The sequence below is a fragment of the Cohnella terricola genome (genome assembly GCF_007786475.1).
Taxonomy (GTDB): domain Bacteria; phylum Bacillota; class Bacilli; order Paenibacillales; family Paenibacillaceae; genus Cohnella; species Cohnella terricola.
The window spans coordinates 114284-132819 of sequence record NZ_VNJJ01000008.1 but is presented as its reverse complement, the minus strand read 5'-3'; the positions used below and the strand labels follow the sequence as shown (position 1 = coordinate 132819).

Here is an 18536-nt window from a genome sequence, read left to right as displayed (position 1 = left end):
GATGGATTCAGGGCTTTAATGATGTTGCAATTATTCGCTCGATTTCGGCGTACCGGCATCTTGGCGAGGCGCGCCTTCGGGGCGAGGGCCTGGCTTGCCGCCAAAGCTCTTGCGCCTGCGATTTCTTCCCTGCCAGCGATTGCCGTCCGGCCGGGAGCCTTCGCCGCGCGGTTGGGCGCTGCCCGATTCGGCAGTTCTGGCCTCGGCCGGAACGCGATTGCTTTGATCCGGATTTTGCGGCCTCGGGCCGCGCGGATTCGGCTTGTTCGACGCTTGTCCGGCATCACGGCTTTGAGACTGGTGTCTCCGTTCTCCGCCGGAAGATTGATTGTTCGAACGGTTGGGCCGATTGGGACCTCCGCCGGAATCATGTCTAGAATAATTTCCGCGTCCGAAAGAAGAGGAACCGGACGAGTTGTCGTTCTGCTGAGCGGCATTCCGCCGCTCGGCGTCCGCGGCGGCTCTGGCCACGGCGGATACGGTGACGTTAGGAACGCGTACGGGACCGCCCGCTCGCTCCTTAAGCGGCCAGCGCATAATCGGCCCGCTTAGGGCTGCTGCCGTCTCGGCCGCTTGCTCCCCCGTCTCGTTCATGGCGATCTTCGCTTCGGGGGACTCTTCTCGCGAAATCTCCGCTTCCGGAGGTAAAGCGTTTGCGTCTACCTTGGTGAGGACGAAGTGGGCGCAGCCGAAATTGCAATATTCGTTAATGTAATCGACAAAACTCGAAATCGCGTATTCTTTGACCGCACGAGGATGGCCGTCATGATAAAAACCTCTTAAGCGGAGCTGATTGTAGCCCCAATCTCCGACGATGTAATCGAAGCGTTCCAGCACTTCGCTGTACCGCTCCCGGAAGGCTTCGGGATTCCATCCGCTCTTATGCTCATGGACTAGCGAATATGCATTGCCTCCCGCCATGAAAATCATGTTTCGCTCTCCTTCCGAAGACCGGTCGTTCTTGCCTCCGCAGATTTGACTTGCTCATGCGCATGATAAGAGCTTCGGACGAACGGAGCGGATTCCACATGGGAAAATCCCCGGTTCAGTCCCTCGATTTTTAACGCCGCGAATTCGTCCGGATGAACGTAACGAACGACATTCAGGTGGGAAGAGGAAGGCTGCAAGTATTGTCCCAGCGTCAAAATATTGCAGTCGACCGACCGCAGATCGTCCATCGCTTGGAGAATTTCCTCGTAAGTTTCCCCTAATCCCAACATGATACTCGACTTCGTTGGGATATCCGGCTGCATTTCTTTCGCCCGTCGGATCAGTTCGAGCGATCTCGGGTACTTCGCTTTAGCCCGCACGCGATCGGAAAGCCGCGCGACGGTCTCGATGTTATGGTTAAGAATATCCGGTTTCGCATCCATCACGATTTTAAGCGAATCGGCATCGCCCAGAAAATCCGGAATAAGCACTTCCACGCTGCAGAACGGAAGCCGATTGCGGATCGCCTTGATCGTCGCCGCGAAGATGGAAGCTCCCCCATCCTTCAAGTCGTCCCTGGCCACGGAAGTTACGACGCAATGCTTGAGTCCCATTTGTTCGGCGGCTTCCGCGACCCGTTCCGGCTCTTGCAGGTCGAGCTCCGTCGGCAATCCGGTTTTGACTGCGCAGAAACGGCATGCCCGGGTGCAAATATCCCCAAGGATCATAAAGGTAGCCGTGCGATTGGCCCAGCATTCATATATATTCGGACAACGAGCTTCTTCGCAAACCGTATGAAGCGTCTTGCTCCGCATTACTTGCTTGAGTTCTTGGTAGGGTTCCCCCGTCGTCAGCCTGATTTTCAGCCACTCGGGTTTGGGCGGTTTGACTTTCGTCGACATTGTGATTCCCCTCTTTCTGTCCTCCTTATTATAGCATGATTCGGATAAAAACCAATGATCTGTAAACCCTACGTCTATACGCCGAAAACGAGGGAGGAGTCATGTTGCGTTACGATTGGCGAAGATGGGGGCGCTGCGCGAGAATCGGCACGGCGGCTACCGTTATTCTGATGTTGCTTTGGATAGGCGATCACGGTTTCGCGGCGAGTGGCGCGGCCAAAGAGAAGAACGGCGAGCCCGACGAAATCGAGCAAAGACGGCGGCTTTACGAAGCTGTAAGCCTCCGTACCGGTTTGGAATGGCATAATATTGCGGCTATCGATCAATACGAACGCACGATTTCGAAAGCCCACCCAAAAACGAGACCGATTCGCCAAGACGCGGTTACCGGAGTGTACATATCCGATTCCAGATGGAGCGGAGATTTGAACCCGAATAAGGACGATACCGATCCCTTGTCCATTCAATTTTTTCGCGGCATCGGCAAAGACGGTTCGGGAGACCGCAAAGCTGATCGCGGCAAAGACGAAGATCTTCTTTACTCGGTGGCGGTTCAAGTATTGCAGCGTGGCAGCTCCGATGAAGACTTCAGCATCGGGTTATGGGAATATTACCGCAATACGCGCGCCGTGCAGCGTGTGATGCAATTCTCCAAGCTGTACAAACATTTTAATCGCCTGGATTTGAACGGACATGCCTTCCCGCTTCCTCCGAGCAGCAATTACTCGTTTCGAAGCACCTGGGGCAATAGTCGCGGTTGGGGCGGCAAAAGAATCCACGAGGGCACGGACATTTTCGCGCATTCCGGGGTTCCCGTCCGCAGCACCTGTTACGGCGTCGTCGAAATCAAGGGTTGGAACGCTTACGGCGGCTGGCGGATCGGAATTCGGGATTTGAATAACTTTTATCATTACTACGCGCATCTGTCGGGGTTCGACAAAAAAATAAAGACCGGGGACATTGTCAGTCCCGGTCAAGTGATCGGTTGGGTAGGCAGCTCCGGATACGGGCGCCCCGGAACGCAAGGGAAGTTTCCTCCGCATCTGCATTACGGCATCTATCGGGACCGCGGCCTCGTGGAATGGGCGTTCGATCCGTATCCGTTGCTGCGCCGCTGGGAACGCGAGGAGCTCAAAGCGATGAGCCCCAAACGTAAACCGGGCGGCACCCCCATCCATTAACGGTTCATCCAGCCGCCGTCCACGCAAAGCACGTGCCCGTTCATATAATCGGAAGCGGAGGACGCGAGGAATATGGCGGGGCCGATTAGATCCTGGTTGTCCCCCCAGCGGCCTGCCGGAATGCGATCAAGGATTTGACGGCTGCGCACCGGATCGTTCCTTAGCGCTTCCGTATTGTCCGTCGCCATGTATCCCGGCGCGATTGCGTTGACTTGGACCCCTTTGGATGCCCACTCGTTGGCCAGCGCTTTGGTTAGCCCCGCGACCGCGTGTTTGCTCGCCGTATAACCGGGAACGTTGATCCCGCCTTGGAACGATAACATGGACGCGATATTGATGATTTTGCCGGAACCCTGTTCAAGCATCAGTTCTCCCGCAAGTTGACAGAGAACGAACACGGAATTCAGATTAACGTCTAGCACTTCCTGCCAATCGGAATACGCGTGTTCGATCGCCGGCGTTCGGCGAATAATACCCGCGTTGTTCACGAGGATATCGATACCGCCGAACGTTTCGACGGCAGCGTCGATGATCGTGGGAAGTTTGCTCCGATCGGCTACGTCGGTCTGGACGATTCGCGCTTTCCTGCCGAGATTCTCGACGCTGGATTTGGTCTCGGCCGCGGAAGTCCGGTTCGTGACCAGCACGAGATTTGCTCCCGCTTCCGCCAACCCGATGGCGATCGCTTGTCCCAATCCCCGTCCCGCGCCCGTGACGACTGCGGTTTTGCCTGTAAGATCAAATCGATTTCGTAGATGCGAGTTCAATTTTTACTTTGCCTCCTTCTTCGTAACGGCGCCGGGTTTCTTCGGAAAGCCCGTCGTCCGTAATGAGCAGGTCCAAATCCTCCATCGCGGCGAATGTCTGCAAGGCGGCCCGGTCGAACTTGGCGTGGTCGGCTACCGCATAGATTTCTTTCGCGCAGGAGACGTAAGCTTTTTTCAATTCGAGCATTTCTCCGGTAAAAACGGACAAGCCGAATTTGTCGTGGACGCCGGTAGCCGAAAGGAACGTTTTCTGGACGTTTAACCGGGTCAGCCATTCCAAAGCGTCGTTGCCGATCAGCACGTTGCGATGACGGTATCCCCCGGGAACGACCAAGCGAATTCTCTCCTTCGGCATCAGTTCCCGAATGATGAACAGATCGTTCGTCAATACGGTCAGCGGCATATCGGGAATTTTTTTGGCGATCTCGAGCGTCGTGCTTCCCGCGTCGAGGGCGATGATATCGTCTTCCCGGATATATCGGAGAGCATGAAGGGCGATCGCTTCCTTTTCCTTGATGCGTTGGGTATTCGGAATCTGCAAGGGGAGCATCGGCTCGTTCTCGTCGCTGCGGCCGATCGCCCCACCGTGAATCCTCTTAAGCAAGCCTTTCTCCTCTAACTTTTCCAAATCCTCGCGGATTGTCTTGGACGTGACGTCGAACCGTTCGCTTAGTTCGGATACCTGCACGGTTCCTTGCGATTGCAATAGTTCAAGAATGGATTGATGACGCGTTACGGCAAGCATTCAGGGGTTTCCTCCCGATAGTCGGATGCTTCTATTTTAACGCATCCATAGCGATAAATTCTTGGTCCTTGAACGAATAGTTCTCGCCGGCCATCGCCCATACGAAAGCATAGCTGCTCGTACCCGCCCCGGAGTGGATCGACCAACTCGGAGAAATGACCGCCTGCTCGTTGGACACGACCAGATGGCGGGTCTCGTTCGGTTCGCCCATGAAATGGAATACTCTCGCATCGGCGTTCATGTCAAAGTACAAATAAGCTTCCATGCGGCGGTCGTGCAAGTGTGCCGGCATCGTATTCCATACGCTTCCGGGTTTGAACAGCGTTACGCCCAGCATGAGCTGGCAGCTCTGCACGCCGTTCTCGTGAATGATCTGATGGATCGTGCGTTCGTTCGACGACTCAAGCGCGCCTAGATTCAGCGTGGTCGCTTCCTGCACGGACACTTTGCGTGTCGGATAAGTCGCATGCGCGAGCGCCGAAGTGAAATACACTTTCGCGGGTTCGGACGGGTTCGCGCTGGAAACCGTTACGCTGCGCGTGCCTTTGCCGACGTACAGTGTATCGAGCTTGCCCAGCGTGTGACGTTCTCCGTCAGTTTCGATTACGGCTTCCCCGCCGCCGATATGAATAAAGCCGATTTCCCGGCGCTCGAGGAAATATTCGGTTTTGAGCACGTCGGCCGCTTCCAACGTCAGCTTCTTGCCGACCGGATTCGCGCCGCCGATAACGAGGCGATCGTCGTGAGCGTATACCATGTTGATTTGATCGGCTTGAAACAGGTTTTCGATCAAGTATTGCTTGCGCAATCTAGCCGTATCATAATGCTTGGCGTCGGCCGGGTTCGTTGAGTGTCTGATTTCCATTGCAACTTTCCTCCAATGTTCGTTTTGGTTTATTCGAGTATAACACACATTTTCGAACATTTGTGAACCGTTCTGAACATGTCTGAGGTAAACGGACTAAGCAAGGTACTTTGGAGATCTTCGTGCTTCTGACAGGCCGTTACAGGGGCGGAATAGTGCTTGGTGAGCCGGCTAACGGCCTGCCAGACCGTTACAGGGGCGAAATAGTGCTTGGTGAACCGGCTAACGGCCTGCCAGACTGTTACAGTGGCGGAATTGTGGCTGGTGAGCCGGCTTACGGTCTGACAGACCGTTACAGGAGTGGAATAGGGATTGGTGAGCCTTCTTACGGTCTGACAGACCGTTACAGGGGCGGAATTGTGGTTGGTGAGCTGTCTTACGGTCTGCCAGACCGTTACAGGGGCGAAATAGTGGTTGGTGAGTCGTCTTACGGTCTGCCAGACCGTTACAGGGGCGGAATTGTGCTTGGTGAGACGGCTTACGGCCTGCCAGACCGTTACAGGGGCGGAATAGTGCTTGGTGAGCCGGCTAACGGCCTGCCAGACCGTTACAGGGGCGGAATTGTGCTTGGTGAGCCGGCTAACGGCCTGCCAGACCGTTACAGGGGCGAAATAGTGGTTGGTGAGTCGTCTTACGGTCTGCCAGACCGTTACAGGGGCGGAATTGTGCTTGGTGAGTCGGCTTACGGTCTGCCAGACAGTAAGCCCTACCAGTTCGCACTATCACACCCCGCGCCAACAGGTTAATCGCCCTTCCCCTCATTCGCGGCCGGAAGTTTCGTTTGCGGTGGGGGATTGCCGGGCAGCGCGATGGCCGGAGCTTGCGAAGCGCCGCTTCCGACCGGAGTGCCGCTTCCGTCGTAATAGTACGTAGGAACGTCTCCAACGACGAGCGCATACGATAGCGGAATTTTTGTCTCGATAACTTCCGGCTCCCTGTCAAAAGGAATGATCACGGCGACTTCCGTGCGGATGCGAGCGTAGACTTCCACTAAGAGATTATTGATGCCGGCTTCCTTCTGCTCCGTCTCCACCTCGACTTTCACGACACTCGCCGGACGGAACTTGATCGATACGCTGGGACCGATGGAAGAAATGATCGGACTGTTCAGCACGTGACCAATCGGAATTCGTTCCGGAACTTCCTCGTGTTCCTGCAACGAACGTTCGACGACTTCGATCGTTCTAGCGGTAATGGCCATTTGCTGCTTGTAGTCGACTTCGAAACCCGTTATTTTGCCATCGGCGTTTGTTCGCCATCGAATCAATTTGTCCGAGTCCAAGGCTTGGGCGAGTTCGGATTTGATCGCATCGTTGATCGCATTCGTCGCCAATTGATTGACTTTGATTTTGGCGAGGAACATTAGGGGCTGCCGGAGCTCCCGATCGAGGAAAATCGCGCCTTGGATAATCAAAAACAACACAATCAGCAAGGCGATCAACCAGACATGCCTTCGTTTCATCTTCGATCGCTGCCGCTTGGGCGTCCATCGCTTCGCCGGCCCGGAATCCCCGCCAGCCTTAAACGAAAATCTCCGGCGCGTTCCCCACTTGCGCGGAACAGGACGGGGTGAGACTCCGCTGCCGATGCGTATCGACGAAAACCCGCTCCCCCATTTTCGCGGAACAGGACGGATGGGAGACCCTCCGTTCCCGCCGCCGAAGAACGGGAATCGTTTTCCCCAACGCCGCGGGAGCGGCTTCGGAAGTTGCATCTTCGGAAGTTGCACCTTCGGAAAATCTGCGTTTTTCGGAAAGTTGAACTGAAAACCTCTGCCCCATTTTCTTCGCATTCTTAAACCTCCCTTGCCCGGGTCCCGAGGGTCGTCCTCGGGATATCATGGTTCAAGCTTATGCTTGGGAAAGGGCGAAAAGAAGGTTGAAATGAAGCATCTCATGGACGGATGGCCGCAAAAAAACGTTCTCCCTAGTAAACCGGGAGAACGGATCGTTTGCGCGGCAAAATGTCTCTTTATTGAATGCGATGCACTTGCATGTATTGATCGACCTTTCCGCGAATTTCAATGGGTACGGAAGACGTCTTTCTGACGCCATTGCTGTAAGTCACCGTAAACACGAACGTATACATGCCGTCCGGAAGTTCTACGAATACGATATTCGTATCCGCCTCCCGAAGCAAACCTCTCCACGAGATGGTTCCCGGCGGCTGCGCAGTTAACGTCTTCTTCAATTCCGCCGTTGCCGCTGCTTCGACGGCGACGGCTTTCGTCTCCGAAGATCCGGTGTCCGTCGTTTCGGCCGACAACACGAACGCTTCGCCGGCCCAAAACACGTTCTCCGCTCGGAACTTGGCGGGATATTTGGCATTCCAGTTTAAGCGGTTTTTGTCCCAGTCCGACGTGTGCGCGACTTGCCCAGCGATGGTTAACTCAGCAACCGGAATCTGCTTAGTTGCGCTATCGCTTGCTCCATAACTATCCGTCACGCGCAGAGTTACCGTAAAAGAACCCGTATTGTTTTCCGTTAATCTTCCGGGTATCGCCATATCCTTCGTCGCCCCTGCGAAGCGATATCCGTCGGGAGCGACGATCGTCCACTCGTACGACAGCGGGTCTCCGTCCGGATCGCTGGACAAGTTCGCCAGCGTAACCGTGTCGCCCTCGAATACCGGCTTTGGCTTCCAGTCGAAATCCGCGATCGGTTTGCGATTAATGACCGCAACGCGCCGGATCGCCTGTGCGGACTGTCCCTTGGAGTCCGTGACGACTTGACGGATCTCGATAACGCCTAGCGAGCTAAATGTCGTGCTCCACGTTCCCCGATCGGTTGATCGGGGTGATTCCAGGCCGTTCTCCGTGACGTTACGCACGTAATAGACGTGTTTCAGATTAGCAGCCGGACCGTCTTCTTTGTCCCATGCCGTCGATTGAATCGTGAACGGCTCATTTCTGTAATTCGTGGAAGGCGTGACGATAAAACCCGGGATCGGCGGATCGTCCGGAAGCACCGGCGTCGTAATGTCGATCGTCTGCTCCGCCCAATAACTCCACGCGCTATACTCGTCTTTAACCTGCATACCGACGCGGTATTTTCCGCTCATCTGAGGCGTGACCAGCTTCTGATTGACAACGTCGCCATCCGGAGTGATGTAGTAATAACGCCACTCAAGTACGCCGCGTGTATTTTTATAGTCGATGCCGGTTGCTTCCGTGCTATAGTTTGAAGGACTAAGCCAGCGATCGGGGTCATAGCTTTGATCGTTCCAAACAACCGTATGATCGTTCGGAATGACGGATACGGTGAATTTCGCGACGGGACGACGATGCACCGTTATGACTTGCCAGAACTCGTTGGACCATTTTCGATAATCCCCGAACGTCGTGTCGGGATACAAATAATCGGGATGCGGATCGTCCTGTGCTTTTAACGCGACCCGGTAATTGCCTACTTTGTCGAAGGTAAGCGCCGGGCTGGTCAGAGTTTGGCCATGCAAGGCGGACAGCCCTTGATTGTTCAGGAATTTCGGCGTATGCGAGATCGTCCATAAGTTGTTCTGCGCTGCCGGATCATCCTCCGGGTCGGCATAGATCATGTTACTATACCGCACGCTGGCAGTCGCTTTCCCCTCGTCCCAGATCGCGTAGCTTGCCAACCATTCCACGTCCGGATTGCTAAGGTCCTTTCGGTCGATCCCGCTGAACGCGACGTAGGATTTGTCCGAGAACGGGCCGAATTTGCCGGACTGGTAGGTCGTATCCTTCACTTCAAAGTAAGGCACCCCGTCCATGAATACCGCAATCTCATCGCGCTGAGTCACGATCTTGAAGCTGTAATCCGTATGCGCTTGAAAAGGAACGTCAATGCTGTCCAGCACCGTACGCGTTCCGTTCACGTACTTGGACAGGAACAGCTTGGTTCCGCTCGTTTCGACGGCATAGCGATACTTCGGATTGGTCATACGGAACGACATACCCGCCAACGACGTTTCTTCCCTTGGCGCATCCATATTGATCGTAAACGTATATTCCGCGTCCTCATAGGCTTCCGGGGAAACGAACTGACCGAGCTTAAAGCCCTTGTAAGGTGCAGTCGCGCTCGTTGTCCCCGTATCCAGGAACATAAAGCCCTGGGTCGTTTCCCACGCTTGCGAGAATTGCCCCGATACGAAATCGTATTGTTGGCCGTCATAGATTGAAAGGTAAATGCCGTCCCCCATGTACTCGCCGAAACGCAGCGTTTGCGTTTTATTGTCGTAACCCCCGCCGTAATAATTGCTCCAGCGGTAATTTCTCATCATCTGATCGGCATGCCAGTTATTCTTTTGAACTTCGTTCGCAACGGTATGCGTTCTCCAGCTTGATCCATAGCTTCCGTCCTGCTTGATATGAAAGCCCGGATTAAAGTTGTCGCTGGAGGCTTTCGGGTGCGTTAGCGGCCAATTCGTTACGTCTCCGGTCGTCAGATTGACGCGATTGGAATGGAACGTATTGCTGAACATGCCCCCGGAGGACGCCGTTTTCGTGATTGCCTCGTTGGCTTCCGAGTTGATCACTAGGGCCGGATATTGCTCGATGTTAGGGTCGTACATACCGGTGATATAAGAGCCGGTTCCCGTTCCGCTCAATCGATAGGAGCCTGCGAAGGATAAATCCGAGTTCCACTTCACCAGATGAAGTCCTGCCGGCGCGCCCGGGTTAATGTCGGCATTGCTCGCATCGATTTTCGCGCCATTGGCAGCCTCGCAGACATTATAACCGTATGTATATACGTTGCTGTTCTCATCCTTCCAGTACGTTGTAATCGTCGTCCATTTACAGGTGAACGCGATCGGATTTTCCGTATAGATTTGACCAAAGAAATTCCGCACGTTCCTGGCTATGATTTCGGTTTTCGTCGGCAGCGCAATGGACTTCTGAGACGCGAGTTTTCCGTTTCGATCAATCTCATAAGCGGTCGGATTCGAACCGGGATAAGTATTATCCGAAAAAATCATCACATTGTCGCCCTTCGTTATCGTTGAAGAAGGGTAGACGGACATAACGGGAATGCGAACGCCTTTGTCGTATGAACTGCCCAGAAACTGTCCCGTATAGGCATCAAATACGTGTATGTCCATAAACCTCTCGTTCGTCGCGGCGCTGTATCTCGTTTCGCTAGGCTCGCCATCCGGTTTGTAATAATAAGCAAACGTATATCTTTCATAGAAAAGATAGATTCGGCTGCCCGTGATTTCGTATCCGATCAAATTATCCTGCGAAGGACCGGAGCCCGATGCACCGGAATAGTTGCCCGCAAAAGCTTGCGACACCGCGTTGGAATTCCTCTCTCTATCCATGTACGTAAAATACGGAATGATGCGCTTTGGCGCGCTCGTATTCTTCAAGTCCAGAATGTAATCGTACGGATTTCCGTCCGCCCATCGATACCTCAAATACCACTTTATATTCGGGTAAGTGCCACTATAATCCGCAATTGTATCGGTATCTGTGTAAACCCTCGGAATTTTGTTCTTGTTATACGCAAAAATATAATCTTCGTGTTTGAACAGAATGTACGTTTTATTGGAACGCACCGCGATTTCGGAAGAGGTTGTCGGTTCAAGATAGTCATAATCGTCGCTGTTCGGAGCGGTTTGAACCTTGCCGTTCTTGTACGGAATCAAAATCGGCTGCGATTTGCTCGTATCCCGGCTGACGATTCCCTTGTACGGCGTTTTGCCATTCATCCCGAATCCGTTATCTTGTATCGGAGGCATGGCCAGTTGAGCGACGTTCTGCCCTACTTGGAACGCATAGGAGTTGGGGTACGCGTATTGTTTTTCCATACCCTTTCCTAACCCCGCCAACAGGCTTTTGCCTTCCTTGGACCACATGTACGGTTTGTTGTCCAATGGCGTGGTCGTGTTGACCTCGTACAAGCTCCAGTTTTTTAGAATTTCGGAAGCCGGAATCGAACTATCGGTCGGCGGCTTCGGAATTTCGTTCTCGCCCTCAATGAGGAAAGAGACGCTTGGCGCAAGGTTTACGGCATCCATCATCCGCGAGCTTTCCGGCTGCGTATCGGATGCCCATGCGCATTTTCCGTAGTCCTCGCACACCCGTGCATCGAATACATACTTTCCGACTTTCGGCGGCCTAAAAGCGATTTTCGTCAAATCTCCCCCAGGCATCGTCGTCCAAGGTTCGTCGAAAATCCCGTCATTGTTGGCATCGTACTTGTACCGGTATTGAATGCTTACGACTTTATCGCCATCCGGGCTGTACGACTTGTTGAAAATGTTGAAATCGTTTGGACGGATGCCGAGCGGCGGCACCTCCAGAACCCCGATCGGGGGTTCATCAGGAATAACCGTCAGTTGATGGGAAGCAGAGTAGAGAGATTTCAGTCCCCCGCTGTCCACGACATCGAGCCTGATCGTTTCCGTGCCCGGGGTCGTATAGACATCCTTCTTGTTCTCCCAAATGTATTCCTTGATCGTCCTCCCAATGGGACTGTAGCTTTTCTCCCCGCTGAACGGGGACGGCAATGGACGGTTTTCTTTGACCTTCGTCGGTCCGGTAATGACTGGGATCGGATTTTCCGGAATGACATTGATCGATGCGGTTCTTCTCGACTCGGCACCGAACGTATCCCGCGCAATGACCGTGACCGTGTGCGTACCAAGTTCCGTTGCCTTTAAATTGTAGTACGCCTCGTCATGCTCCCATAAGCCGTAATTGCCCGGAAGGCTTCTAATCCATGAACTGGAACTGCTGCCGAACAAAAACGTGTAGGAGATGGAATCTCCGTCCGGATCGTAAGGTTCCGGCGGGTTCGCATTCTTGTCATAAATGATGCGAAGATTCACGGGCCGGTTGATCACGACTTCATAATCCGGCCTGGTACCGGTACGGTTGGGTTCCTTGAAAAAACCGACGGAGAATACGGGCGGACGGTTGTTTTGCGGGCTTTCGATATTAAGCGGCTTTTGGTTCACCCACCCGGAATTCGCGCAATCCGCAGTGACCTTGATGGAAATATAATTCGTTCCTACTCCAAGAATGCTCGGGTAGCCGGAGTAGGAGAAAGTCGAAACGACCGTTTCTCCCCGTACCTTGGCGCTTGTCCAATACTCACCGTCTTTTTCAAAATAGTACTCATGGTACAAGTACGTGCATGATGCTGGGATAATGAAGTTTTTCGGCTTAAGAGAGAAGCTGTCCCGCCACTTTATGCTTGGAGACGGCAGGATATCGAAGTCCCCGCTCACCGAATTTTCGTAAAAAAAAGAAACGTACGCCGTTTTCTTCGTTTCCGTTAGATTTACGATCTGGGATTTGCCTGAAGCGATGACGTCAGAATATCCTCCTTCATAGCTTATACTGCTGCCTACAACCGTCCCATAGTTGGTTTTCGGTTGAATGATCTGGGTGTCCGGCAACTTCTTAACTTCAATTGACTCAGTACCTTTGTTGGCATACCCTCCAGTCGTTCCTGTCTTCACCATTTGCCGTACGTTAATCGCGCCGCCGTCTTGCCTATAGTATAAATTGAGATAATAGGTATCGTAGGAACCGTTATATGTAAAACGCTCCGGCGGTGCCTCGATGATGTTCCCGCCTGTTGGCGGACTTACCGTACTCTTCTTGTACCCGACATACGCATAATTCACGTTCGTCGCTGGAGTTACCGCATAAGTTTGTCCTGCCTTCAAATCCGTTGACTGATTTGGGAACAACGCATCGATATTCTGTCCGTTAGTCGTATAATGGTGTACTTCGATTTTGCCTTCAAGCTCGATCTCGAACACGATTGGGACAAAGACTCGGACGACTTTCATGGGTGCTTTTACATTGGGGTAAGGGTTATTATCTTGTTCGGTTACAACATACTCAAGATTTGACTCTAGATCTGCAAACACCTTGACATACACACTGATCTGATCAGTACCAATACCAGATTGATTGATAACATCAGGTAGTCCTATGGATTTGCTGATATGGTTCTTGTATATAACAAATTCTTCACTTACTGGTCGTGAATTGTTGAAGTACTCCATATCTAGCGTACTGCTATTGAAGTTCCTCACCTTCACGCTTTTCACTTTTCGACCCGGAAAGCTAAACGCGTATTGATGCTCCATCAGTTGAAGCTTCTGTCCCCAGTAATGGTCATAAGTCTTCATGTCATAGTCCCATGTCCCATCATTTTTACTCCAGATTTCCGTATACATGAAACCTACTGCATACCGCATCGTATCCGCGGGATTTCCCTTTGGATAACCTGATGGCTGGAGCCAACTATTACTCCCAAGTACTGCTGCATCTACAGGCTCGGGCGCAACCGGTAGAAGGCTAACAAGGAAGGATAGAAGCAACGCCGTTTTTACCCAACTCCTGAGCAATCTTCTCCCTCCTCACTTAAAAGGATTTTGAACCAATATAAGACCTGGATAATCAGCCATAATCAGAATGTAGTCCGCTTGATCTACGGTGAAGTTCTTTGTTGCCGGATCAAGAGGATTAGAGACGAGGTAATAATGAAACCGAAAATTACCGTTATTTTCCCCCTCATAATGTCCTGCCGGAGCATACCTCACCTTACCTTTAGGATTCAGAAATACAAAACTGCTTGCCATTTGAGCTTTATCTGTAGTTGTTGCCCGAACTAGTGTCCTTCCTTCGTTTTGCGCTAAATCCAGTCTATAATAAGATTTTCCATTAAAAGAAAAAGGAAAATCATCATAACTAACCAAATAAACCTTCGTAGCAGGCTTACACCCTTCATAACAAGAATCCATAAGAAATTTCTGTCCCTCAAAATACTTCTCATAAGGCTTAATATCCGTAGGCTCCAAAATATCCTTCAACTCCGGAATGTCCTTGCTGCCGATCCAGACGAACTTCGTCAACTTGTCCCATTCGACTTTCTCCCCCAACGCTTCGGAAATAAACCGAAGCGGGACATATGTACGCCCGTTGACGGCTTTAGCTTCAAGACCAAGCGTGATCGTTTTGCCGTTAACGGACGCCGTCTTGGCGCCGATGACGAGCTTGACCGTGCGGTCCCCTTTGACGATCGTAATCTCATCCCCGGCAAGATCAAGCTTTCCCCCAAGCTTGTCCGAGACGAATCGGATCGGCACAAGCACTTGGTTGTTTTCCAGCATCGGCTTCTGATCGGGAAACTTTACTTTACGCGCGTCGACCAACACTTCGATAGACTGAGATTTCATCGTAGGCAAACGAACCTCCGCTTTGGCGGAAAACGCCTCAATCGGCAACATCGACAAACCGACTGCCATCAGAATCAACAATAAGATCGATAATTTCTTCATGAACAATCTCCCCTTGTTATGTGTTTCGTTGCATAACAACTTTCTTCAACTCCTCTAACCGCGGCCGTAAGAGAGGATCGATAACGCGAGCCTCCAGCCACTTCTCCATCATGACGACCGTCTCCGCGCGCGTGACGGTTTTATTCACCCCCATCGTGCCGTCCGGAAAACCTCCAGCAATACCCGCTCCATATGCCAGCGCAATATAGGGCAAGTCTCGTTTCTGAAAAAGCTCGCTGTCTTCAAAAGGCAAATCCTGCTTCTTCAATGAACGGAAGATATCAAAATACTCGTGGTAAGGTTCCTCTAAAGCCAGCACCTGGGATAAAATGCTCAACATCTCGATTCGCTTGATCGGTTTCTCGTAACCTGTAGAATCCGATTCATCCAGCAAACCAAACTCCAACGCAGCGGAAACGTACCCTTGATACCAAGGCGACCCGCCCTGAGAATGAGGAAGCTTAAGCGCGTCCACGACCATTTTCATGAATTCCGCCCTTGTGACCGCCTGTTTTGTATGAAACGTGCCGTCGGGATAACCGCCGACATACCCTTTCGACACCGCCTGCTCGATCCGGGACTTGGCCCAATGACGATTGGATACGTCTTTGAAGACTTGAGCGTTAGCAGCAGCCTCGACGTGACCACTCACGCCAAGCGAAACGGCCAGTCCCAGAATCAAGCCGCTTATTTTGTTCATCAACGATCCTCCTTCCTATCGTTTCATAACCTCTAATGCCGATAAAAAAAGCACCAGCAAACAAAGGAGTAATCCCCCTGGTCTGCGTGGTGCTTCCTCGCGATTCAATATCCTGTTTTTGGTTAATTAATTATATAAACAACATTTCTGATAAGTCAATACCTATTGTTGTCCCCCGCTGCTCAGAAGCTGCTGCCCCTCTTGCTGGATACGATTTATCGCTTCTTCGACCGTTTGCTTGTCCTCGGAAACGTGAGCCAGTTCATCCGAGATTAGCCACATGATCTTTCCGAAAGTCTCGTTCGGCATTTTATCGTAATCCTTATAGACGGTCTCTTCCACTGGCGTTAGAGCATAGAAAGCTTGCAGATTATGCCCTTCATCGTCGGCGATATATTTTGTCCTTACCGGATATCCTCCCATTGTCGCTTTCGATTTCACCCGGGCATATTCATCGCTATTGACGTATCGAATGAACTTCCAAGCGGCCGAGACATTCGGGGATTGTCCGTCGATCGCCAGAATCTGGTCGACCGAGGTCGTATTGGTAACGTTCGGCTTTTTCGGATCGACAGGCACCGTGACGACGTCCCAATTCCTCACAGCTCGTTCCTTATTGGCATCCTGAGCGCCCTTGATTTGATTAACGAGACCACTTCCGCCTACGCTCATGGCGACCTTGCCGTTAATGAACGGATCCTGGAACAAATAATCTTCATAACTGGCCAAATCCGCCCCGTTCCGCTCTCCGCGCTCGTAAATATACCCCGCTCTTAGCGCCTGATTCGCCAACTCGATTACGTTTCTCCACGAGTCCGAGTCAACCGTCATCTGCAGCGATGAAGCATTAAAATAACTCAACCCCATCGCTCCGCCTATCGATCTTACAAGACCGTCCAGTCCGCTATCGTAGTCCGTCTTCAAGCCGTATACTCCCCGATCTTCCTCTCCGTCGGTTGGAAACCGCGATGCCAATTGCAGCAACTGCTCCCAGCTCATGCGATCCTCGGGGAAAGGCACCCCGTATTTCGTGAATAAGTCCTTGTTATAATAAACGGCATTGCTGTAAAAGGACGGAGACAACCCGTACAGCTTGCCGTCGCTTAAATTCCGTATGTATTCCAATATCCCCGGTACAATGCCTTCGAGATCGAACTTGTCTTTCGCCGCCAATGCTTCGAGATCCGCGAGCCTTCCCTCGTTTGATAGCTTCTTGTATTGATTGGCATTCAACATTAACACTTCCGGCTTCTGTTCCTTGATCAATTCCAAAATAGCGTCGTTAATATTTTGACCCTCTTTGGGTTTGGCGTTATTCGTCGAAACGACCTTTAGATCGATATCGGGATAAAGCGCGGAAAACAACATGCCATATTGATAATAAAAACCGTCCTCTGAGTAGTACATCACTTTCAAGGTTGTCCTCGTCTGCACGTCTTCCTTCGCACCGGGGTTGCAACCGGCCAGGAGAACCGCCAGCAGAACAAGCGCAAATCCGATTTTTATTTTCCGAAATCGATCTCTCACTTCTGTTCCCTTCCCTCTTCCATAATGAACGTTTCACCTCCTGAGTCTACCTGGGAATACTTAACAGACCCCTTGTTTTTCCTTAATTATCCCTTAAACGAACCCAAGCATTTCTTAAGAAAGTGTCAGCCTAGCAAGAAAAAACCGCCGATACCATCCAAAATGGAGGCTGTCGGCAATTCGTTATTTTCGTTGCATGATTTCACCCAGCAGCTCATAAGAACGCAGACGCGCCCGATAATCTGGCACCATCGTCATGACGATGAATTCGTCCACCCCGTACAGACAAGCTAACGATTCCAACTGATTTTCGACGCGATCGGGAGTACCGATCAGCAGCCTGCGCTCCGGCAGATGGGTTGGCTGATCTTCCATTCCCGTACTCCCGAACGACCTCATTGCAGCGGAAGCAAGCCGTTCCGCCTCTTCCTCGGTTTCCGCGCAGACGATGCCGATCGCCACGATGACTTTCGGCTCAGGACAAAGCGGGGAAGGGACAAAAGCTTCCCGGTACGCTTGAATCGTCTCTTCGCCGGAAGTTTCGCTCATGAACCGGCCGAAGACGTATCCGGTTCCATACTCGGCTGCGTATGCAGCGCTTTTCTTGTTCGTACCGAGCAGCCACGGCTCGGGAGGACGCGGAGGAATCGGTCTTGCAGTGACAGGGCGTCCATCGAATTCGTATTTGCCCTGGAGCAGATCCATAACCCCTTGAAGCAGCTCCGGCATTTTCCCGACGTTCTCGATAAAGTTGCCGCTTAACGCCAGGCTCGCTTCCCCCGAACCTCCGGGCGCCCTGCCCAAACCTAGATCTACGCGATCGGGGTACAAGCTTGCGAGCATGTGAAAAGACTCAGCGACCTTCAGCGGCTTGTAGTGGGGCAATAGCAATGCCCCCGAACCGATTCGAATGCTTGTCGTCCTCGCCCCGATATGCGAGAGCAGGATCTCCGGAGCAGAACAGGCCAGTCCCGGTATATCATGATGTTCGGCTACCCAGTACCTTCGGTATCCCAGCCGCTCCGCCGTTCGCGCCAGATCCACCGCTTGTTCCAATGCCGCAGCAGCGTCAGTGCCGTCTAGCACCGGAACCAAATCCAGAACGCTAAGGTTCACTCCCGTTCATCCTCCCGACTGACGATGCCGTTTCTCAATCTCATGCATGCCGAGAACAACCGCGACCCACTCGTACGGGTCGATATCGGCAGCATAGGCGGTTAAACGATAAGCGGACGATTCGTACCAGCTATTGACTCTCTCGAAGGAAGCCGCCCGGGTTCCTTTCTCGTCCAGAACCTCGTATTCGCGGGAGAACGCCGGGGAAGTAATCTCATATACACCGTACCCGTATCTTTCATACTCGTATCGTTTGGACAAGAAAGACATTCTGTATCTCAACAATCCGCGTTCCCCTCCACTGCCGTCCATCACGATCCATTTGTTGGATAACATAGGGAACTTGCCGCCGTACAGCTGTCTTCCGTCGGGGCCGAAGACGTCGAGCGCCGAACCGAACGCGCTCCGCAAATCGACCTCACCTACCGGTACGTTGTCTTCATTCAAAATAACCGTCTTACCCGCATTGAAGAAGTTATCCCGAAAATACAAAAGCATGCCAACGACCTCCTTAAGTTCGGCTTCGC

14 protein-coding genes are annotated in these 18536 nt (G+C 52.3%); 2 read left to right on the top strand and 12 right to left on the bottom strand.

From position 1 onward, the window contains the following. Nucleotides 1–30 precede the first annotated feature (30 nt). A complete protein-coding gene (locus tag FPZ45_RS15540; RefSeq protein ID WP_144703586.1) occupies nt 31–930 on the bottom strand; it encodes a YutD-like domain-containing protein in 900 nt (299 codons plus the stop codon). Continuing rightward, on the bottom strand, nt 927–1910 hold the full coding sequence (lipA, locus tag FPZ45_RS15535) for a lipoyl synthase (RefSeq protein ID WP_342780064.1): 984 nt from the start codon (nt 1908–1910) through the stop codon (nt 927–929). Before lipA ends, FPZ45_RS15540 begins: the two co-directional genes overlap by 4 nt. A gap of 23 nt (nt 1911–1933) precedes the next feature. On the opposite strand from lipA, the gene FPZ45_RS15530 reads away from it, so the two are divergent. Further along, nucleotides 1934–3013, top strand: coding sequence for a M23 family metallopeptidase (locus tag FPZ45_RS15530; RefSeq protein ID WP_144703581.1), 1080 nt, complete (start codon nt 1934–1936; stop codon nt 3011–3013). On the opposite strand, the gene kduD is transcribed toward FPZ45_RS15530, so the two are convergent. Genes kduD through kduI form a run of 3 tightly spaced genes read right to left on the bottom strand, consistent with a single transcriptional unit; the run spans nt 3010 to nt 5390 of the window. Continuing rightward, nucleotides 3010–3780, bottom strand: a complete 771-nt coding sequence (kduD, locus tag FPZ45_RS15525; RefSeq protein ID WP_144703578.1) for a 2-dehydro-3-deoxy-D-gluconate 5-dehydrogenase KduD — start codon at nt 3778–3780, stop codon at nt 3010–3012. The genes FPZ45_RS15530 and kduD overlap by 4 nt on opposite strands. Next, nucleotides 3752–4525, bottom strand: coding sequence for a DeoR/GlpR family DNA-binding transcription regulator (locus tag FPZ45_RS15520; protein WP_144703575.1), 774 nt, complete (start codon nt 4523–4525; stop codon nt 3752–3754). Before FPZ45_RS15520 ends, kduD begins: the two co-directional genes overlap by 29 nt. Nucleotides 4526–4556: 31 nt before the next feature. Further along, nucleotides 4557–5390: a 5-dehydro-4-deoxy-D-glucuronate isomerase gene (kduI, locus tag FPZ45_RS15515; protein WP_144703572.1), complete on the bottom strand. Its 834-nt coding sequence runs from the start codon at nt 5388–5390 to the stop codon at nt 4557–4559. Nucleotides 5391–5512: 122 nt separating this feature from the next. Here kduI and FPZ45_RS15510 point away from each other — a divergent pair, with 122 nt between their 5' ends. Beyond that, complete coding sequence (locus FPZ45_RS15510) at nt 5513–6136, top strand: hypothetical protein (protein WP_144703569.1); 624 nt, start codon at nt 5513–5515, stop codon at nt 6134–6136. Here FPZ45_RS15510 and yunB read toward each other — a convergent pair. The 7 genes from yunB to FPZ45_RS15475 all read right to left on the bottom strand — a co-directional run bounded on the left by yunB (nt 6133) and on the right by FPZ45_RS15475 (nt 18507). Further along, a complete protein-coding gene (gene yunB, locus FPZ45_RS15505; RefSeq protein ID WP_144703566.1) occupies nt 6133–7182 on the bottom strand; it encodes a sporulation protein YunB in 1050 nt (349 codons plus the stop codon). The genes FPZ45_RS15510 and yunB overlap by 4 nt on opposite strands. A gap of 179 nt (nt 7183–7361) precedes the next feature. Then, the gene (locus tag FPZ45_RS15500) at nt 7362–13169 is read right to left on the bottom strand and encodes a PKD domain-containing protein (RefSeq protein ID WP_144703563.1); all 5808 of its coding nucleotides are present in this window, start codon (nt 13167–13169) and stop codon (nt 7362–7364) included. A gap of 576 nt (nt 13170–13745) precedes the next feature. Further along, nucleotides 13746–14666 (bottom strand): copper amine oxidase N-terminal domain-containing protein, encoded by a 921-nt coding sequence (locus FPZ45_RS15495; RefSeq protein WP_144703560.1) that lies wholly within the window; start codon nt 14664–14666, stop codon nt 13746–13748. Nucleotides 14667–14682: 16 nt separating this feature from the next. Next, on the bottom strand, nt 14683–15366 hold the full coding sequence (locus FPZ45_RS15490; RefSeq protein WP_144703557.1) for an S-layer homology domain-containing protein: 684 nt from the start codon (nt 15364–15366) through the stop codon (nt 14683–14685). A 162-nt stretch (nt 15367–15528) separates the two neighbouring features. Continuing rightward, on the bottom strand, nt 15529–16893 hold the full coding sequence (locus tag FPZ45_RS15485) for an extracellular solute-binding protein (RefSeq protein ID WP_144703554.1): 1365 nt from the start codon (nt 16891–16893) through the stop codon (nt 15529–15531). A 183-nt stretch (nt 16894–17076) separates the two neighbouring features. After that, on the bottom strand, nt 17077–18009 hold the full coding sequence (locus FPZ45_RS15480) for an LLM class flavin-dependent oxidoreductase (RefSeq protein WP_144703551.1): 933 nt from the start codon (nt 18007–18009) through the stop codon (nt 17077–17079). A gap of 6 nt (nt 18010–18015) precedes the next feature. Further along, complete coding sequence (locus tag FPZ45_RS15475; RefSeq protein WP_144703548.1) at nt 18016–18507, bottom strand: hypothetical protein; 492 nt, start codon at nt 18505–18507, stop codon at nt 18016–18018. Between the last annotated feature and the right edge of the window lie 29 nt (nt 18508–18536).

Coding starts and splice junctions, on each gene's coding strand:
- FPZ45_RS15540 (WP_144703586.1), bottom strand. CDS start 930: ATGATTTTCATGGCGGGAGGCAATGCATATTCGCTAGTCCATGAGCAT.
- FPZ45_RS15530 (WP_144703581.1), top strand. CDS start 1,934: ATGTTGCGTTACGATTGGCGAAGATGGGGGCGCTGCGCGAGAATCGGC.
- FPZ45_RS15520 (WP_144703575.1), bottom strand. CDS start 4,525: ATGCTTGCCGTAACGCGTCATCAATCCATTCTTGAACTATTGCAATCG.
- kduI (WP_144703572.1), bottom strand. CDS start 5,390: ATGGAAATCAGACACTCAACGAACCCGGCCGACGCCAAGCATTATGAT.
- yunB (WP_144703566.1), bottom strand. CDS start 7,182: ATGCGAAGAAAATGGGGCAGAGGTTTTCAGTTCAACTTTCCGAAAAAC.
- FPZ45_RS15500 (WP_144703563.1), bottom strand. CDS start 13,169: ATGAAAGTCGTCCGAGTCTTTGTCCCAATCGTGTTCGAGATCGAGCTT.
- FPZ45_RS15495 (WP_144703560.1), bottom strand. CDS start 14,666: ATGAAGAAATTATCGATCTTATTGTTGATTCTGATGGCAGTCGGTTTG.
- FPZ45_RS15490 (WP_144703557.1), bottom strand. CDS start 15,366: ATGAACAAAATAAGCGGCTTGATTCTGGGACTGGCCGTTTCGCTTGGC.
- FPZ45_RS15475 (WP_144703548.1), bottom strand. CDS start 18,507: ATGCTTTTGTATTTTCGGGATAACTTCTTCAATGCGGGTAAGACGGTT.